The organism is Clavibacter vidaverae (assembly GCF_047529985.1).
GTDB lineage: Bacteria > Actinomycetota > Actinomycetes > Actinomycetales > Microbacteriaceae > Clavibacter > Clavibacter nebraskensis_A.
Genome location: NZ_JBLJAM010000001.1, coordinates 582,866 through 599,232, shown reverse-complemented (window position 1 = coordinate 599,232; position 16,367 = coordinate 582,866). Strand labels below are relative to the sequence as shown.

The 16,367-nt window shown below is 73.4% G+C and carries 10 protein-coding genes and 2 tRNA genes; 7 read left to right on the top strand and 5 right to left on the bottom strand.

Features of this window, described 5'->3' with window-relative positions; translation table 11 throughout:
- Positions 1 to 990 carry an Fpg/Nei family DNA glycosylase gene (locus ACMT9T_RS02760; protein ID WP_414744127.1) on the top strand — a complete coding sequence of 330 codons (990 nt, stop codon included), beginning with the start codon at positions 1 to 3 and terminating at the stop codon, positions 988 to 990.
- 93 nt (positions 991 to 1,083) lie between these two features.
- Here the strand turns inward: ACMT9T_RS02760 and ACMT9T_RS02755 are convergent, their stop codons facing one another.
- The 3 genes from ACMT9T_RS02755 to ACMT9T_RS02745 all read right to left on the bottom strand — a co-directional run bounded on the left by ACMT9T_RS02755 (position 1,084) and on the right by ACMT9T_RS02745 (position 7,369).
- Complete coding sequence (locus tag ACMT9T_RS02755; RefSeq protein WP_094130500.1) at positions 1,084 to 1,569, bottom strand: Dps family protein; 486 nt, start codon at positions 1,567 to 1,569, stop codon at positions 1,084 to 1,086.
- A 120-nt stretch (positions 1,570 to 1,689) separates the two neighbouring features.
- On the bottom strand, positions 1,690 to 7,134 hold the full coding sequence (locus ACMT9T_RS02750; protein WP_414744126.1) for an SCO7613 C-terminal domain-containing membrane protein: 5,445 nt from the start codon (positions 7,132 to 7,134) through the stop codon (positions 1,690 to 1,692).
- A gap of 161 nt (positions 7,135 to 7,295) precedes the next feature.
- Positions 7,296 to 7,369, bottom strand: a tRNA-Gly gene (locus tag ACMT9T_RS02745).
- Positions 7,370 to 7,560: 191 nt separating this feature from the next.
- Here ACMT9T_RS02745 and ACMT9T_RS02740 point away from each other — a divergent pair.
- From ACMT9T_RS02740 to ACMT9T_RS02725, 4 genes are all read left to right on the top strand, one after another.
- Positions 7,561 to 7,636: transfer RNA gene (locus ACMT9T_RS02740), tRNA-Pro, on the top strand.
- Between the two features lie 65 nt (positions 7,637 to 7,701).
- On the top strand, positions 7,702 to 9,153 hold the full coding sequence (gene tig, locus ACMT9T_RS02735) for a trigger factor (RefSeq protein WP_414744125.1): 1,452 nt from the start codon (positions 7,702 to 7,704) through the stop codon (positions 9,151 to 9,153).
- 199 nt (positions 9,154 to 9,352) lie between these two features.
- Positions 9,353 to 9,940 (top strand): ATP-dependent Clp protease proteolytic subunit, encoded by a 588-nt coding sequence (locus tag ACMT9T_RS02730; protein WP_012038150.1) that lies wholly within the window; start codon positions 9,353 to 9,355, stop codon positions 9,938 to 9,940.
- 36 nt (positions 9,941 to 9,976) lie between these two features.
- Entirely contained in the window at positions 9,977 to 10,657 is a 681-nt protein-coding gene (locus tag ACMT9T_RS02725) for an ATP-dependent Clp protease proteolytic subunit (RefSeq protein ID WP_012038151.1), read from the top strand.
- Between the two features lie 63 nt (positions 10,658 to 10,720).
- Here ACMT9T_RS02725 and sfnG read toward each other — a convergent pair whose 3' ends face one another.
- A complete protein-coding gene (gene sfnG, locus ACMT9T_RS02720; protein ID WP_414744124.1) occupies positions 10,721 to 11,863 on the bottom strand; it encodes a dimethylsulfone monooxygenase SfnG in 1,143 nt (380 codons plus the stop codon).
- Between the two features lie 153 nt (positions 11,864 to 12,016).
- Here sfnG and clpX point away from each other — a divergent pair, with 153 nt between their 5' ends.
- The gene (clpX, locus tag ACMT9T_RS02715; protein ID WP_116055230.1) at positions 12,017 to 13,297 is read left to right on the top strand and encodes an ATP-dependent Clp protease ATP-binding subunit ClpX; all 1,281 of its coding nucleotides are present in this window, start codon (positions 12,017 to 12,019) and stop codon (positions 13,295 to 13,297) included.
- 82 nt (positions 13,298 to 13,379) lie between these two features.
- Here clpX and ACMT9T_RS02710 read toward each other — a convergent pair whose 3' ends face one another.
- Positions 13,380 to 15,443, bottom strand: coding sequence for a M3 family metallopeptidase (locus ACMT9T_RS02710; RefSeq protein ID WP_414744123.1), 2,064 nt, complete (start codon positions 15,441 to 15,443; stop codon positions 13,380 to 13,382).
- 39 nt (positions 15,444 to 15,482) lie between these two features.
- Here ACMT9T_RS02710 and ACMT9T_RS02705 point away from each other — a divergent pair, with 39 nt between their 5' ends.
- A complete protein-coding gene (locus ACMT9T_RS02705; protein ID WP_414744122.1) occupies positions 15,483 to 16,286 on the top strand; it encodes a methyltransferase domain-containing protein in 804 nt (267 codons plus the stop codon).
- The last annotated feature ends 81 nt before the right edge of the window (positions 16,287 to 16,367 follow it).

The following is a 16,367-nucleotide window of genomic DNA, read 5'->3' as shown; positions in this document are numbered from 1 at the left end:
GTGCCCGAGGGGCATTCGATCCACCGGATCGCGAAGCAGTTCGAGGCGCACTTCGTGGGCGACGTCGTGCAGGCGTCGTCGCCGCAGGGCCGCTTCGCGGAGGGCGCCGCCGTGCTCGACGGGCGCCGGCTCCTGGCCGCGAAGGCCGTGGGCAAGCAGATGTTCCTCGAGTTCGACGGCGACGTCTGGCTCCGCGTGCACCTCGGCCTCTACGGCGCGTGGGACTTCGCGGGCGACGTGTCGACCCTCAACCGGATGGGGCAGAACGGCATGCGGGGCGACGTGCCGGTCGACGACCGGGTCGACGACGCGCCCGTGGACTCCGACGCGGAGGACTCGCTCGCGAGCATCGGGGCGCCGCGCCGCGCGCGGCTGCGCATGGCGGAGCAGGAGAAGGTCCACGACCCGTTCTCCGCGGAGGCGTGGCCGCCCGAGCCCGTCGGCCAGGTGCGCGTGCGGCTCCTCACCGAGCGTGCCGTGGCGGACCTGCGCGGCCCCACCGCGTGCGTCGTCGCGAGCCCCGAGGAGGTGCAGCAGGCCATCGACAAGCTGGGGCCGGATCCCCTCGTCGACGGCGGCAAGCGCTCCGAGGACCGCTTCACGGCGACGGTGCGGAGGAAGCCGACGGCGATCGGCCTGCTGCTAATGGACCAGGCCGTGGTGAGCGGGATCGGGAACGTCTACCGCGCGGAGCTGCTGTTCCGCGCGCGACAGAACCCGCACACGCCCGGGCGCGACGTGCCCGAGGACGTGGTGCGCGGCATCTGGAAGGACTGGTCGAAGCTCCTGCGCAAGGGCGTCGAGGTCGGCCAGATGATGACGATGGACGGCCTGCGCGGCAAGAGGCTCGAGGCGGCGCTGCGCAACCGGGCGGACCGCCACTGGGTCTACCACCGCGAGGGGCTGCCGTGCCGCGTGTGCGGCACCAACATCGTGATGGAGGAGGCCGCGGGCCGGAAGCTCTACTGGTGCCCGTACTGCCAGGCGTGATGCGGCGCTGATGGTGCGCTGATGCGACGGAGGGGCCCGGATCCGATCGGATCCGGGCCCCTCGACCGTCGGCGGCGGGTGCTGCGGGCGGCGCTACTCGCTGATGTGGGCGAAGAGGAACCAGCGGTCCTTCTCGAGGCCGCGCGCGATCTCGATCGCGACGTCCTGGCTGTTGACGTCGATCTCGCCGAGCTCCTGAACGGCGCGGTTGACGAGCTCCATCGTCGCGTCGATCTGCGCGATGACCTCGGCGATGGTGGCGCTCGACTGGCGGAAGCCGGGGGTGAGCGGCGCCGTGGTGGTGGCCGAGGCGACCGTCTCGATGCGGGCGTCGATGGGCAGGCCGAGGGCGACGACGCGCTCGGCGGCGGTGTCGGCCCAGTCCTGCGCGTGGGAGACGAGCACGTCGAGGAACTCGTGGACGCCGATGAAGTTGGCGCCGCGGACGTGCCAGTGCGCCTGCTTGCCGTTGACGGCGAGGGCCTGGAGGTTGACGACGACGGGGCTGAGGAACTGCGCGACGCCGGCGGCGACGTCGGCGGATGCGGAGCTGGTGGGGACGTGGACGGTGTCGGTCATGGGTTCTCTCCTCGAGCGTCGGATGACGGTCTGCGGGTTGCGGACGATGCCGTCAATCTCGCGCATCCCGCCGGCGCCCGCAAGCAAGCTGAGGCATGGCTTACCGCGGCACGGGGCGTGTCAGCGGAGCGCCGAGACACGGGCGGCGACCTCCTTGACGTCGCGGATGCGCCGCTCGTACCGCGCCGCCACGGCGATGAGCACGACGCCGCCGATGCCCGCCCAGGCCCACCAGGGGACGGTGGCGGACGCCTCGCGGATCCACGGCCACAGCTGCGCGAGGGCGTGCACCAGCAGGACGCCGGCGCCGATGAGGAAGGGGGCGCGGAGCTTCAGGCGCGCGCCGACGAGCAGCGTCGCGAGCGCGAGGATCCCGAGGCCGACGATGCGCCACGCCGGGTTCGGCCCGAGGTCGGCGAGGAGCGGCGGGACGAGGAGGACGAGGAGCCCGGGGGCCAGGTGCGGCATGCTCCCGACGGATGGGTCGCGGATCATGCGGCGGGCGCCGACGAGGAGGAGACCCGCGGCGATCGGCACCGTGACGGTCTCGACCGGGTCCGCTGCTCCCGCGATCACGAGGACCGCGGCGACGAGCCCGCCGACGACGAGCGCGGCCACGGCGAGGACGCGGTCGCGCAGCGGGGGAGCGGTGACCGGGAGGGCGTCGCGATCGCCCGGTACGGCCGGCGCGGGGCCAGGCGGGGAGCAGATGACGTGCAGGGCGGCGATGAGGCCGGTGAGGAGGGCGGCGCGCGGGCCGACTCCGTCGATCCATTCGGCATGGGCGCGCACGATGCCGACGGTGCCCACGACGGCTGCTCCGACGAGCGCGACGAGCACGGCGATCCGGGGCGCTGCGTGGAGCAGGGCGTCCGCCGGGTCGCGTGCATCGCGGGTCGCGCCGGGCAGCGCGGCTGCGCCGTGGCCGGGGGCGGACGATCCGTCGGAGAGCGCCGGTGAGCCGTCGACGCCCGGGCCGGGGCGAGGGCGCTCCACCGCGTGCGCCGGGAGGAGGGCGACGGCGAGCACGAGGACGACGGCCGCGGCGAGCGTCCCGAGGTCCGTGCGGCCGAAGGTGGCCGGATGGAAGGCCTCGAGCTGGGCCACGCTCCTGCCGAAGCCCACGAGCGGCACCGTCAGCGCGGACGCGGCAGCGGTGGAGATGAGCAGGGCCCGCGTCCCGGGGGTGGCGTCCGAGCCGCGCAGGGCGGCCGCAGCGAGGAGCAGCACGACCCCGGCCGCGCTGCCGAGGAGCAGGGCGCGGACCGGCGTCCCCGTCCAGGACGCGACGGCCGTGGGGAGCGCGGCGAGGAGCAGCGCGCCGAGGAGGACGGGCGCGGCTCCGGTCGGTCGGTCGCGGCCGACCGCCGCGACGCGTCCGCGGCGACCGGGGATGCCGCGCTCGAGGAGCACTGCGACGACGAGCATGACCCCGGCCGGCGGCAGGACGTACGGCTCCACGGCGTCGACGCGGCCCCGGCCCAGCGCGACCCAGAGGGCGGAGGAGCCGAGGACGAGGGCGATCCACCCGACGTGGTGTCGAAGGCGCGACCCGGGACCGGAGGAGGCGATGAGCACGGCCGTCCCCGCGAGGAGGAGGGCGACGGGGAGTCCCGCCGCGTCGGAGGCCGCGCCCACCGCGGCCGTGCTGCCGACGAGCACGCCCGTCGCGATGTCGGCCGAGCGACGGAGGACGCCGACCGCATCGACGTGGTCGCCCGGGCGGACAGGATCGGGGGACGGGTGCCGGAACCGGTCGGCGGCACCCACCGCGGCCACGAGGACGGCGACGACGGCGGGCACGATGGCGGTCGCGGCGTCGCTGGACGCATCGCCGCCCCGCCACGCGAGGAGGGCGACCACGACGGCGCCGAGGAGGGAGACGGCGGCGGACGCGGCGAGCACGGGGCGATGCACCGAGCGGAGCACGAGCAGGATCCCGGCGCCGGCGACGAGCGCCGCGCTCGCGACCAGCGGGCGGACCACGCCGTCTCCGGGGACGACCGTCGCCACCATCACCACGGTGATGAGCGCGGCGGCGGCCGCCCACGCGGCTCCGGCGAGACGCACCTCCGCGGGGTCGCGGGCGGCGCGGACGACGAGCACGCCGATCGCGACGAGCAGCGCCGCCGTGATCCCCAGCTGGAGGTCGACGGCGGCCAGCGGGCCGGCCACCTCCGCCGCCAGCCGCAGCGCACGCGCGCCGCCGACGACCAGGAGCCCGAGGCCGCCGCCCGTCACGACCGCGTGCAGCAGCGGCCGGACGGGAGACGGCGCGCGACGGAGGGCGGTCGCTGCCGCCAGCGCGAGGGCTGCGCAGACCGCGGTGAGGAGGTACGGCCGGAGCACGTCCTCCGGGCGGCCCGCTGAGGCGAGCGGCAGGACGGCCGTGAGGATGCCCGCGAGGGTCAGCGCCGTGACGCCGCGCCGGACGGGCGGTCCGGCCTGCGAGCGGACCGCGTCACCGTCGACACGCACCGCGGCCCGATGCATCAGCGCCGCCACGATGAGCAGGGCACCCGCGACGGGCAGCCAGTACGCCTCGGGGGCGGCCGTGCCGCCCGCCAGCAGCCGTGACCACAGCGCCGCGATCCCGAGGCCGAGCGCCGTCCAGCCCCACGCGCGGCGGGCGCTGCGGGAGAGGAGCAGCCCGTCGTGGGCGAAGGACAGGGCGAGCGCCGTCGCGGCGAGGAGGAGCAGCGGGATCCACAGGAGCTCGCGTCCCTCGCGCCCCGCGACGGAGGACACGGCGACGAGCAGCGCGCCGGACGCCACCACGGCTGCGCCGGCGTCGAGCGCCACCCGGAGCGCGCGGGACGCGTAGCGGTACGCGAGCAGGGCGGCGCCTGCGACGGCGAGGGCGACGGCCGCGGGGACCGCTCCGTGGGGCGCGGCGCCACGGTCGACCAGCCCGGCGACGGTCAGGACCGCGAGCAGCAGCGTCGGGGCCATGAGGCCGGCGGTCGTCAGGCGCCACCGGCGCAGCGCGGTGCTCCCGGCGGGTCGAGGAGCGGTCGTCGGCTCATCCGCACGGGGCGCTCGCGCGGAGAGGCCCACGTGTCGGACGCCGCCCGCGGTCCAGGCACCGAGGCCGGCCACGAGCAGCGCCTGCCCCGCGATGGACCAGACAGGCGATCCGGTCAGCGCGCCGCCGGCCCGGTCCGCTCCGACGATCGCGACGGGAAGGGCCGTGATGCACGCGGGGAGCAGGACCGTCGCGAGCAGCGCACGACGCCGCACGCCCGGTCGCCCCGCGAGGATGCCGGACACGAGGACGGTCAGACCGGAGCCCAGGAGGAGGAGCACGACCGGATCCGCGACCGCGCCGAGCGCGGACGTCGCCGGCGGCGCCCCGATGACGCGGGAGCGGACGAGCGAGGGCGCGAGGGCGCCCGCGGCGACGAGGGCCAGGAGCGCCGCCCCGGCCGTGGCGAGGCGCGCGGCGCCGTCGGTGCGAGCGGTGCGGGATCCGGCGACCAGGAGCAGGACGACGACGGGCGTGACCGCCCACCAGGTGCCCGTGCTCGCCCAGGACGCCGACCAGCCCAGGGCGCCGGCGGCGAGGGAGAGCGCGATGAGCGGCGCGGCGGGGACGCGGGAGCGGGGCGATGACGGACCCGGATCCGTGACCGGACCCGATCCGGCGACCGGCTCCCGCGCCGACAGCCGCCCGACGAGCGCCGCTGCGGAGACGGCCACGTACGCACCGGCGACCACGGCGACCAGGCCGAGGGCGGGGATCGCCGCGACGACGACGGAGGCCCCCGACCATGCGAGGAGGCCGCGGCGTGCCCCGAGCCGGTGCCCCGCCCACGCGGCGACGGCCGCGAGGATCCAGACGGCGATGAGGCCGAGCGCGGCCGCCCGACCGTCGCCGGGCAGATCGGCGACGCCGCTCGTGCGCCCGAGCACGGCCACGGCGTCGTCGAGCGGTCCATGCCCCCACGCCGGCACGCCGACCAGCAGCGCGGCGGTGACGCCCCGCAATCCGGCGAACGCGGCGGGCACGCCGGCGAGGCCCGCGACCACCAGGGCGGCCACGGCGGCGACGCGCGCCGTCGCCGTCAGCGGGGGGTCGACGAGACGTCGGGAGGCGACGTCGAGCACGGCCGCGACGAGCGCGGCGGCCACGAGCTGGGCGCAGATCGTGAGCAGCACGGGGCCGCCCATCAGGGCCGTCACCGGGAACGCCGCTGCCGCTCCCGCACCCGCGATCACGGCCGCGAAGGCGCGCAGCGGATCCGAGGCGATTGTGTACGACGCCGAATCCGAGCCACCCGGCCCCGCGTCCATGGCGTCCGGGACGATCCCACCGACCCCGACCGGAGGGACGGCCGAGTCGTGTCCGGCCGCCTCCTCCGATGTGGCGTCCTCCTCGTGCCGGCGGAGGCCGTCATCGGGCGACGCTGCCCGCGCGAGCGCCCACGCGTGGGCGCCGCTGGCGGCGGCCGCGACGAGGAGGGGGAGCGCGGGGACGGCCGCGGGGTCCAGCGCGCTGGCGGCACCCGCCACGACCGCGGCCGCGGCCGCCACGACCCCGACGACCCGCAGGATCCCGCGTTCGAGGGCGTCCGGCATGGCCCGCGCGCGTGATCGCGGTGCCGCGTGCACGAGCGCGACCGCCGACGCGGACGCGAGGGCGAGGGCGGTGCGCGTGCCGGCGTCCGCTGACGGGACGGCACCCACCAGGAGCCCCGCGGCCACGGTGAGCCCCGCCCAGCCCGCGATGCCCGCCACGCGGATCCGCAGCAGGGGCCGGAGGGCGAGGAGCGCCGCCGACACGACGAGCGTGCCCAGGCCGAAGTGGACGAAGGGGTCGGTCGACGCGGCCCCGGCGAGGTCGTAGGACCGCACGGCCCAGACGTCGAGGTGCAGGAGCACGATGCCCACGACGCCGACGGCCTCGGCCGTGCCGGGCAGCCGACGCCGGGCGAGGACGCCCGCCGCCGCGAGCGCCGCGAGGGTGACGGACGCCGTGATGGCCGCGCGCACGACGAGCCCGTAGGTGACGAACGCGTAGACCACGTAGAAGACGGCGGCGACGGAGAGCAGCACCACGCCGACGGCGAGCAGGACGGCCGGGACGCTGATGCGGCGACGAGGTGCCGCGGGCGCCGGCGCGGGCGGGCGCGTGTCCGGAGTCGCCTGCTGCGGGAGGGATGCGTCCGCCCCGGCCGGAGCCGCTGGCCCGGAGGGCGCCGGGGCCTCATGTACGGCGCCCGGCGACGTCACCGCTGCCCGCACCCGCGACGCGACGGCCACGTCCGTCCCGACATCCGCGGTCCGCGCGACCGCGGCCTCGTGCTCCCGGGCGGCGGCCGCGCTCCACCGCCGCATCGACGCGAGCAGGCGCTCGCGTTCCGCGATCGACTCGAGCATGCGCCGTGACGCGTCGAGGACGGCGGCCGCGTCGGGCGCGCGGACGTCGAGTCCGCAGCGCCCGCAGACGAGCGCGTCCAGCACGGCGAGGCAGGCGGGACAGAGGTCGGTGCGCAGCAGGTCGTCGGGTCGTGCGGCCCAGGGCTGCGCGCCGATCCGTGATCCCCGTGCGTCGTCCTCGACCATGCAGCCCCCTCGAGCTCGCCCTGTGCGGAAGCTCCGCGGCACTCCACGAACCAGGACGCTATCGGTGCCGGCGGCGCGAGGCGGCGCGATGCCCCGATCGGGGGAGGCCCGCACCGCGATGGGGGTGGGGAGGACGGGCGGAGCGGCGATCAGGACCGCGATGGAGGGGATGACGGGAATCGAACCCGCGTGATCAGTTTGGAAGACTGAGGCTCTACCATTGAGCTACATCCCCGCAGCGCCGGCATCACCGCCCCCGAGGGGCCGTGCGCCGGATGCGCGGGATCCAGCGTAGCGCAGCCTCCCGTCGCCGGTGACCAGCGCCCGGCACGAGTCGGATAGGCTGTGCCACGGTCGGATCGGCTTCCGCGCGCCTGCACGTCGAGGCGCACGGCGCCCGCCTCGACCGAGGGAATGCGTGGCAGCCGGGGCGTAGCGTAGTGGCTAGCGCGTCCGCTTTGGGAGCGGAAGACCGCAGGTTCGAGTCCTGTCGCCCCGACCACATCCCCGACGACGAAATGCCGTCTCAGCCGAGGCGCGTACCGCGATTACAGGAGAACTCCACACGTGAAGACCACGGTCGAAAAGCTGAGCCCCACGCGCGTCAAGCTCGCGATCTCTGCCACCCCCGAAGACCTGAAGCCGCACATCGACCACGCATACGGCCACATCGCCGAGCAGGTCAACATCCCCGGCTTCCGCAAGGGCAAGGTGCCGCCCGCCATCATCGACCAGCGCGTCGGCCGCGAGGCCGTGCTGGAGCACGCGGTGACCGACGGCATGGACGGCTTCTACCAGGCCGCCGTCAAGGAGACGGACATCCGTCCCCTCGGCCGCCCCGAGGCCGACGTCAAGGAGTGGCCCGGCAAGGACCTCACCGGCGAGCTGCTCCTCGAGATCGAGGTCGACGTCCGTCCCGAGTTCGACCTGCCCTCCTACGAGGGCCTCGAGCTCACGGTCGACTCCGTCGAGGTCACCGACGACGAGGTCGGCACCGAGCTCGACTCCCTGCGCAGCCGCTTCGGCACGCTGATCACGGTCGACCGCCCCGCGAAGACGGGCGACTTCGTCCAGATCGACCTCACCGCCACGATCGCCGGCAACGCCGTCGACACCGCGAGCGGCATCTCCTACGAGCTCGGCTCCGGCGACCTCATCGACGGCATCGACGAGGCCCTCGAGTCGCTCACCGCCGGCGAGAGCACCACCTTCGAGTCGAAGCTGCTCGGCGGCGACAACGAGGGCGAGACCGCGGAGATCGCCGTCACCGTCCAGTCCGTCAAGGAGCGCGAGCTGCCCGAGGCCGACGACGACTTCGCCCAGATCGCCAGCGAGTTCGACACCATCGACGAGCTGCGTGCGGACCTCAAGGTCCAGGTCGGCAAGTCCAAGGTCTTCGGCCAGGTCACCCAGGCCCGCGACCAGATCGTCGACAAGCTGCTCGAGGGCGTCGAGATCCCCGTCCCCGAGAAGCTCGTCGAGGACGAGGTGCACCGCCACCTCGAGAACGAGAACCGCCTCGAGGACGACGTGCACCGCGCCGAGGTCAAGGAGTCCAGCGAGAAGGCGTTCCGCCAGCAGCTGCTCCTCGACGTCATCGCCGAGAAGGAGGAGCTGAAGGTCAGCCAGGACGAGCTGACCCAGTACCTCATCCAGGGCGCGCAGCAGTACAACATGGAGCCGAACGAGTTCGTCCAGGTGCTGCAGCAGAACAACCAGATCCCCGCCATGGTCGGCGAGGTCGCGCGCAACAAGGCCCTCGCGGTCGTGCTCGACAAGGCCCGCGTCGTGGACGCCGACGGCGTGGTCGTCGACGTGACCGAGTTCACGCAGCCCGTCGTGCGCGACGCGGACGCCGTGGACGCGGAGCCCGCCGACGCGGACGCCGAGGCCGTCGAGGCCGACGCCACCGCCGAGGAGGCCTCGGCCCCCGTCGCCGAGGAGGCACCCGCGGAGAAGCCGAAGAAGAAGGCCGCGCCCAAGAAGAAGGCCGCCGAGAAGGCCGCCGACTCCGAGTAGCGGCATCCGCCGGCCGCCTCCGGGCGGGCGTCGGCACGAGGGCCCGGGGAGCGCATGCTCCCCGGGCCCTCGTGCGTCCGGACGTCGGCAGCCGGGCGCACGGCGACGCCCACTCCGCCCGCGGCGAACACGGGCGTCGGGGCGGATCCGCTCCGATAGATTCATGACTCGAAGCGACGAATGAATGGGAGCTCGAACAATGGCCGAACCGACACTGGTACCCGGTGTTTTTGACCGACTGCTGAAGGACCGCATCATCTGGCTCGGATCCGAGGTCCGCGACGACAACGCGAACGAGATCTGCGCGAAGATCCTGCTGCTGGCGGCGGAGGATTCCGAGAAGGACATCTTCCTGTACATCAACTCGCCCGGCGGTTCCATCACCGCGGGAATGGCCATCTACGACACCATGCAGTTCGTCCCCAACGACATCGTCACCGTCGGGATCGGCATGGCCGCCTCCATGGGCCAGCTGCTCCTCACGAGCGGCACCAAGGGCAAGCGCTACATCACGCCGAACGCGCGCGTGCTGCTGCACCAGCCCCACGGCGGCTTCGGCGGCACGTCGAGCGACATCCAGACGCAGGCCCAGCTCATCCTCTCGATGAAGCAGCGCCTCGCCGAGATCACCGCGGGCCAGACCGGCAAGACGGCCGAGCAGATCAACGAGGACGGTGACCGCGACCGCTGGTTCACGGCGCAGGAGGCCCTCGAGTACGGCTTCGTCGACCACATCCGCGAGTCGGCGACCGACGTCGTCGGCGGCGGCGGCACCGAGACCTCCTAGAGCCCGCGACAGAGAAGACAGGTAAGAGAAGAGAACATGGAACTCCCCACCTTCGGCGGCGCCCGCGGCGCCGGCTCCACCGCCACGAGCCCGTCGTCGCGGTACATCCTCCCCAGCTTCGAGGAGCGCACGGCCTACGGCTACAAGCGCCAGGACCCGTATGCCAAGCTCTTCGAGGACCGCATCATCTTCCTCGGCGTGCAGGTCGACGACGCGTCCGCGGACGACGTCATGGCCCAGCTGCTCGTGCTGGAGTCGATGGACCCCGACCGCGACATCGTCATGTACATCAACTCGCCCGGCGGCTCGTTCACGGCAATGACGGCGATCTACGACACCATGCAGTACGTGTCGCCGCAGATCCAGACGGTCTGCCTCGGCCAGGCGGCCTCCGCCGCGGCCGTGCTGCTCGCGGGCGGCGCGCCCGGCAAGCGCCTGGCGCTCCCGAACGCACGCGTGCTCATCCACCAGCCCGCCACGGGCGAGTCGAGCGGCGGCCAGGCCTCCGACATCGAGATCCAGGCGGCGGAGATCATGCGCATGCGCTCCTGGCTCGAGGACACGCTGGCGAAGCACACCAACCGCGACCGCGACCAGATCAACCGCGACATCGAGCGCGACAAGATCCTGGGTGCGGACGAGGCGCTCGAGTACGGCCTCATCGACCAGGTGCTCACCTCGCGCAAGAACCTGACGGCGGCGATCCCCGCCCGCTAGGCACGCACGGGCAGGAGGGGCGGTCGGCATCAGCCGACCGCCCCTCCTGCACGTCCGCCCGGGTCAGGCGGCGGGCTCCTCCAGCTCGCCACGCTCGACGGCCTCGCGCTCCAGCTCCCGCACGATGGGCAGCACCTGGGTGCCGAACACCTCGATGTCCTCGAGGTAGTGCAGGAAGCCGAGCAGCAGCAGGTCGACCCCGCGCTTGCGGTACTCGACCATGCGGCGCGCGATCTGCTCCGGCGTCCCGATGAGCCCGGTGCGGAAGCCGTCGTTGTACTGCACGAGGTCGCGGAACGTGGAGTCGGACCACATGCCCTTCCCGTCCCCGGTGGATGCGCCCGCCTGCTTCACGGCCTGCCGGAAGCCCTCGACGGCGTCGGGGTTCGCCTTGGCGATGATCTCCTCGAGCACGTCCTGCGCCTCCTGCTCCGTGTCGCGCGCGATGACGAAGCCGTTGAGGCCGAACCTGACCCGCTGCGTGCGGCCGGCCGCGCGTGCGGAGGCGAGGACGTCGCGGCGCTGCTCCTCGAACCCGGCGAAGTCCTTCCCGTTCGAGAAGTACCAGTCGGTGACGCGGCCCCCCATCTCGCGGGCGTCCGTGCTGTTGCCGCCCATGAAGATCTCGGGGTGCGCGCGACCGGGCACGGCGACGGGCGGCGGCTTGAGCGTGAAGTCGTGGATCCGGTAGAAGTCGCCCAGGTGCGTGTAGTCCTTCTCCGTCCAGAGGCCGCGGAGCACGCGGATGAACTCCTCGGTGCGGCGGTAGCGCTCCCCGTGCTCGAGCCACGGCTCGCCGAAGCCGACGAACTCGTCCTTCAACCAGCCGGAGACGACGTTCACGGCGGCGCGGCCGTGCGACATGTGGTCGGCCGTGATGATCCACTTCGCGAGCACGCCCGGGTGCCAGAGGCCCGGGTGCACGGCCGCGATGACCTTGAGGCGCTCGGTCGCGAGCAGCAGGCCGAGCGAGAACGACGTGGACTCGTGCTGCTGGTCGGCGCCGTAGGACGCGGCGTAGCGGACCTGGCTCAGCGCGTAGTCGAAGCCGTTGCGCTCCGCGAGCTGCGCGACGCGGACGTTGAAGTCGAAGTCGAAGTGCGTGCGCTGCTCGATGTCGCTCGTCACGAGGCCGCCCGAGACGTTCGGGACCCAGTAGGCGAAGGACAGCGCGTCGGGGGATGCGGTGGCGGTGTTCTCGGTCATGCGGACATGGTGGGTGCGGACGCTGTGCCCGGTCCCGTGTGTTGCGCCGTGTGACGCGGTGGCCCGCGACGGGCCGTGCTCCCAGGCGTCCGGGCTATGTCCGACGCACGGGTTAGGCTCGTGGCACACCGCACGACTTCCGGGGAGGCATTCATGGCACGCATCGGCGAGAGCGCGGATCTGCTCAAGTGCTCCTTCTGCGGGAAGAGCCAGAAGCAGGTCCAGCAGCTGATCGCGGGACCGGGCGTCTACATCTGCGACGAGTGCGTGGAGCTCTGCAACGAGATCATCGAGGAGCGCCTGGCCGAGGCCAGCGAGGAGACCACGGGGGAGTTCGACCTCCCGAAGCCGAAGGAGATCTTCGGCTTCCTCGACGAGTACGTCATCGGGCAGGAGGCCGCCAAGCGAGCGCTGTCCGTCGCGGTCTACAACCACTACAAGCGCGTGCGCGCCGTCGGCACCATCGGCCCGGCCGAGACCGTGGGCGACGAGATCGAGATCGCCAAGAGCAACATCCTCCTCATCGGGCCCACCGGCTGCGGCAAGACGTACCTCGCGCAGACCCTGGCCAAGCGCCTCAACGTGCCGTTCGCCGTCGCCGACGCGACCGCGCTCACCGAGGCCGGCTACGTGGGCGAGGACGTGGAGAACATCCTCCTCAAGCTCATCCAGGCCGCCGACTACGACGTGAAGCGCGCCGAGACCGGCATCATCTACATCGACGAGGTCGACAAGATCGCGCGCAAGGCCGAGAACCCGAGCATCACGCGCGACGTGTCGGGCGAGGGCGTGCAGCAGGCGCTGCTGAAGATCCTCGAGGGCACGGTCGCCTCGGTACCGCCGCAGGGCGGCCGCAAGCACCCGCACCAGGAGTTCATCCAGGTCGACACCACCAACGTGCTCTTCATCGTGGCCGGCGCATTCGCCGGGCTCGAGGACATCATCAGCCAGCGCGCGGGCAAGAAGGGCATCGGCTTCGGCGCCCCGCTGCACCGCAAGGACGTGAACGCCGACGTGTTCGGCGAGGTCCTCCCGGAGGACCTGCACAAGTTCGGCCTCATCCCGGAGTTCATCGGGCGCCTGCCCGTGGTCACCACCGTCACGCAGCTCGACCAGCGGGCGCTCATGGAGATCCTCACGAAGCCGCGCAACGCGCTCGTCCGCCAGTACCAGCGGATGTTCGAGCTCGACGGTGTGGAGCTGGAGTTCGAGCAGGGCGCGCTGGAGTCCATCGCCGACCTCGCGGTGCTCCGGCAGACCGGTGCCCGCGGGCTCCGCGCCATCCTCGAGGAGGTGCTCGGGCCGATCATGTTCGACATCCCCTCGGACGACGAGGTGGGGCGCGTGGTCATCACCCGCGAGTCGGTCGTGCAGAACGCCGCGCCCACCATCGTGCCGCGCGCCTCGATGCTCCGCGCGGAGAAGTCCGCCTGATCCCGCCGGCCCGCCGCCGGATCACGACGAGAGCGCCGCACCCCGGAAGGGGCGCGGCGCTCTCGTCGTGCGGGACGCAGGATCAGTCGACGAGGCCCCGGCGCTCGAGCAGCGGCTCGATCACGGCGTCACGGCCGCGGAAGTCGCGGTACGCCTCCAGCGGGTCCTTGGATCCGCCGACGCCGAGCAGCCGCGACCGGAAGCGGTCGCCGTTCGCGCGCGTGAGGCCGCCGTTCTCGTGGAACCACTCCACGGTGTCGGCGTCGAGCACCTCGCTCCAGATGTAGGAGTAGTAGCCGGCGTCGTAGCCGCCCGCGAACGTGTGCTGGAAGTAGCTCGACGCGTAGCGGGGGAGGACGGCCGGCACGTCGAGGCCGACGGCGGCGAGGGCGTCGGCCTGGAAGGCGTCCACGTCCTCGACCACGTCGTCGACGCCGATCCGGTGCCACGCCTGGTCGAGGAGCGCGGCGCCCAGGTACTCGGAGGTGAGGAAGCCCTCGTTGAAGGCGCTCGACGCCTGGACCGCGGCGACGAGCTCGTCGGGCATCCGCTCGCCCGTCTCGTGGTGGACGGCGTAGGACGCGAGGATCTCCGGCCACAGCATCCACATCTCGTTCACCTGGCTGGGGAACTCGACGAAGTCGCGGAACACGTTCGTGCCCGCGAAGCGCGGGTACGTGACGCGCGCGAAGAGGCCGTGCAGGGCATGGCCGAACTCGTGGAACAGCGTGTTCGTCTCGTCGTAGCTGAGGAGCGTGGGCTGCCCCGCGGGCGGCTTCGGCACGTTGAGGTTGTTGAGCACCACCGTGGGCGTGTCGAGGAGCGCGCTCTGCGAGATCAGCGGGTTCATCCACGCGCCGCCGCGCTTCGAGTCGCGCGTGTGGAGGTCGAGCACGTAGAGGCCGACGGGGGATCCGTCCTCGCCGCGCACCTCGAAGACGCGGGCGTCGGGATGGTACGCCACGATGTCGTCGCGTGCGGTGAACGTGACGCCGTAGAGCGCGGTGGCGGCGCGGAAGACGCCGTCGCGCAGCACGCGGTCGGCCTCCAGGTAGGGGCGCATGCGCTCGGTGTCGACCGAGTAGCGCTCGGTGCGCACCCTCTCGCTGTAGAAGGCCCAGTCCCAGGCGGCGAGCTCGAACGTCGGCTCGCCCTTCTCCTCCTGCGTGCGGTCGATCACGCGCTGCAGCTCGACGGCCTCGGCGCGCGCGTTGCGGGCGGCGGCCGGCGCGAGGCGGCCGAGCATGTCGGCGACGGCCTCGGGCGCGCGCGCTGTCTGGTCGGCGGTGACCGCGGCCGCGTGGCTCGGGAAGCCGAGGAGGGCCGCGCGCTCGGCGCGGAGCCGGGTGATCTCGAGCACCAGCGGGCGGTTGTCGTGCGCGTTCCGGCGGGAGCCGCGCGCGAGCGACGCCTCCATGATCCGCTGGCGCAGGCCCCGGTCGGTGAGCTGCGACAGGTACGGGTGCCCCGTGGGGAGCACGAGCGTGATGAGGTGCTTGCCCGCGAGCCCGCGGTCGGCGGCGGCCTGCGCGGCGGCCGCGAAGGCGCCCTCGCCCAGGCCGTCGAGCTCGGCCGGGTCGTCCACGACCACGGCGAGGTCGTTGGTGTCCTCGAGCAGGTTCGACTCGAAGCGCGTGGTGAGCACGGACAGGCGGCGGTTGAGGTCGCGGAGCCGGTCCTTGGCGTCGTCGTCGAGGCCGGCGCCCGCGATCGTGAACTCGGCGAGGTACCGCTCGACGAGGTAGACGGACTCGGCGTCGAGGCCCGACTCGTGGCGCGTGTCGTGGACGGCGCGGATGCGGGCGTAGAGGCGCGAGTCGAGGCGGATCGCGTCCTCGTGCGCGGCGAGCTCGGGCGCGATCTCCGCCTCGAGCTCGCGCGTGAAGGGGGAGCTGTCGGACGAGGTGAGCGTGAAGAAGACGTGCGAGACGCGGTCGAGGATCCGGCCGGAGCGCTCCAGGGCGACGAGGGTGTTCTCGAACGTCGGCGGCTCGGTCTGCTCCGCGATGGCCCGCACCTCCGCCCGGTGCTCGGCGATGCCGGCCTCGAACGCGGGGCGGAAGTGCTCCTCGCGGATGTCGGCGAACGGGGGCATGCCGTAGGGGAGGGTGCTCGGCTCGAGGAAGGGGTTCGGGGGCGTCGTCATACTCCGAGCCTAGGCCGGGCGCCGACCTAGGCTCGGAGGGTGAACAGCGAGCGATACACCCACGGCCACCACGAGAGCGTCCTCCGCGTGCACAGCGCGCGGACCGTCCGGAACTCCGCCGCCTACCTGGAACCGCATCTCGGGGCCGGGCTCGACGTGCTCGACGTGGGCAGCGGCCCCGGGACCATCACGGTGGAGCTCGCCGACATCGTCGCGCCCGGTCGCGTGGTCGGCCTCGACGTGTCGGAGGACGTCGTGCGGCAGGCCCAGGAGCTGGCGGCGGCGCGCGGCACCCGCAACGTCGAGTTCGTCGCGGGATCCGTGTACGAGCTGCCCTACGCGGACGCGTCGTTCGACGTCGTGCACGCGCACCAGGTGCTGCAGCACGTGGGGGATCCCGTCCGCGCCCTCGCGGAGATGCGCCGCGTCACGCGCCCCGGCGGGCTCGTGGCGGCGCGCGACGTCATCTACTCGAAGGTCGCGCTCCACCCGGAGACGGACGGCCTGCGGCTCTGGGCCGACGTGTACCTGCCCGTGCACCGCGCGAACGGCGGCGAGCCCGACGCGGGATCCCGCCTCAAGGCGTGGGCGCGCGAGGCCGGCTTCACCGAGATCGCGTCGAGCGCGTCCGTGTGGTGCTTCTCCTCCGACGACGAGCGCGCGTGGTGGGGCGGCGCGTGGGCCGACCGCGCGATCGCGTCGTCGTTCGCGGGCCAGGCGCTCGAGGGCGGCTTCGCGACGGACGACGACCTGCAGGCCATCCGGGCCGGGTGGCAGGGGTGGGCGGCCGACGAGGACGGGTTCCTCGCGATGCCGCACGGCGAGATCCTCGCGCGTCGCTGACGCGGGCGGTACCGACCCGGAGACGACGGACGCGCCGGCCCGAGGGCCGGCACGTCCGTCACGCGATCAGGGAGCGGGACC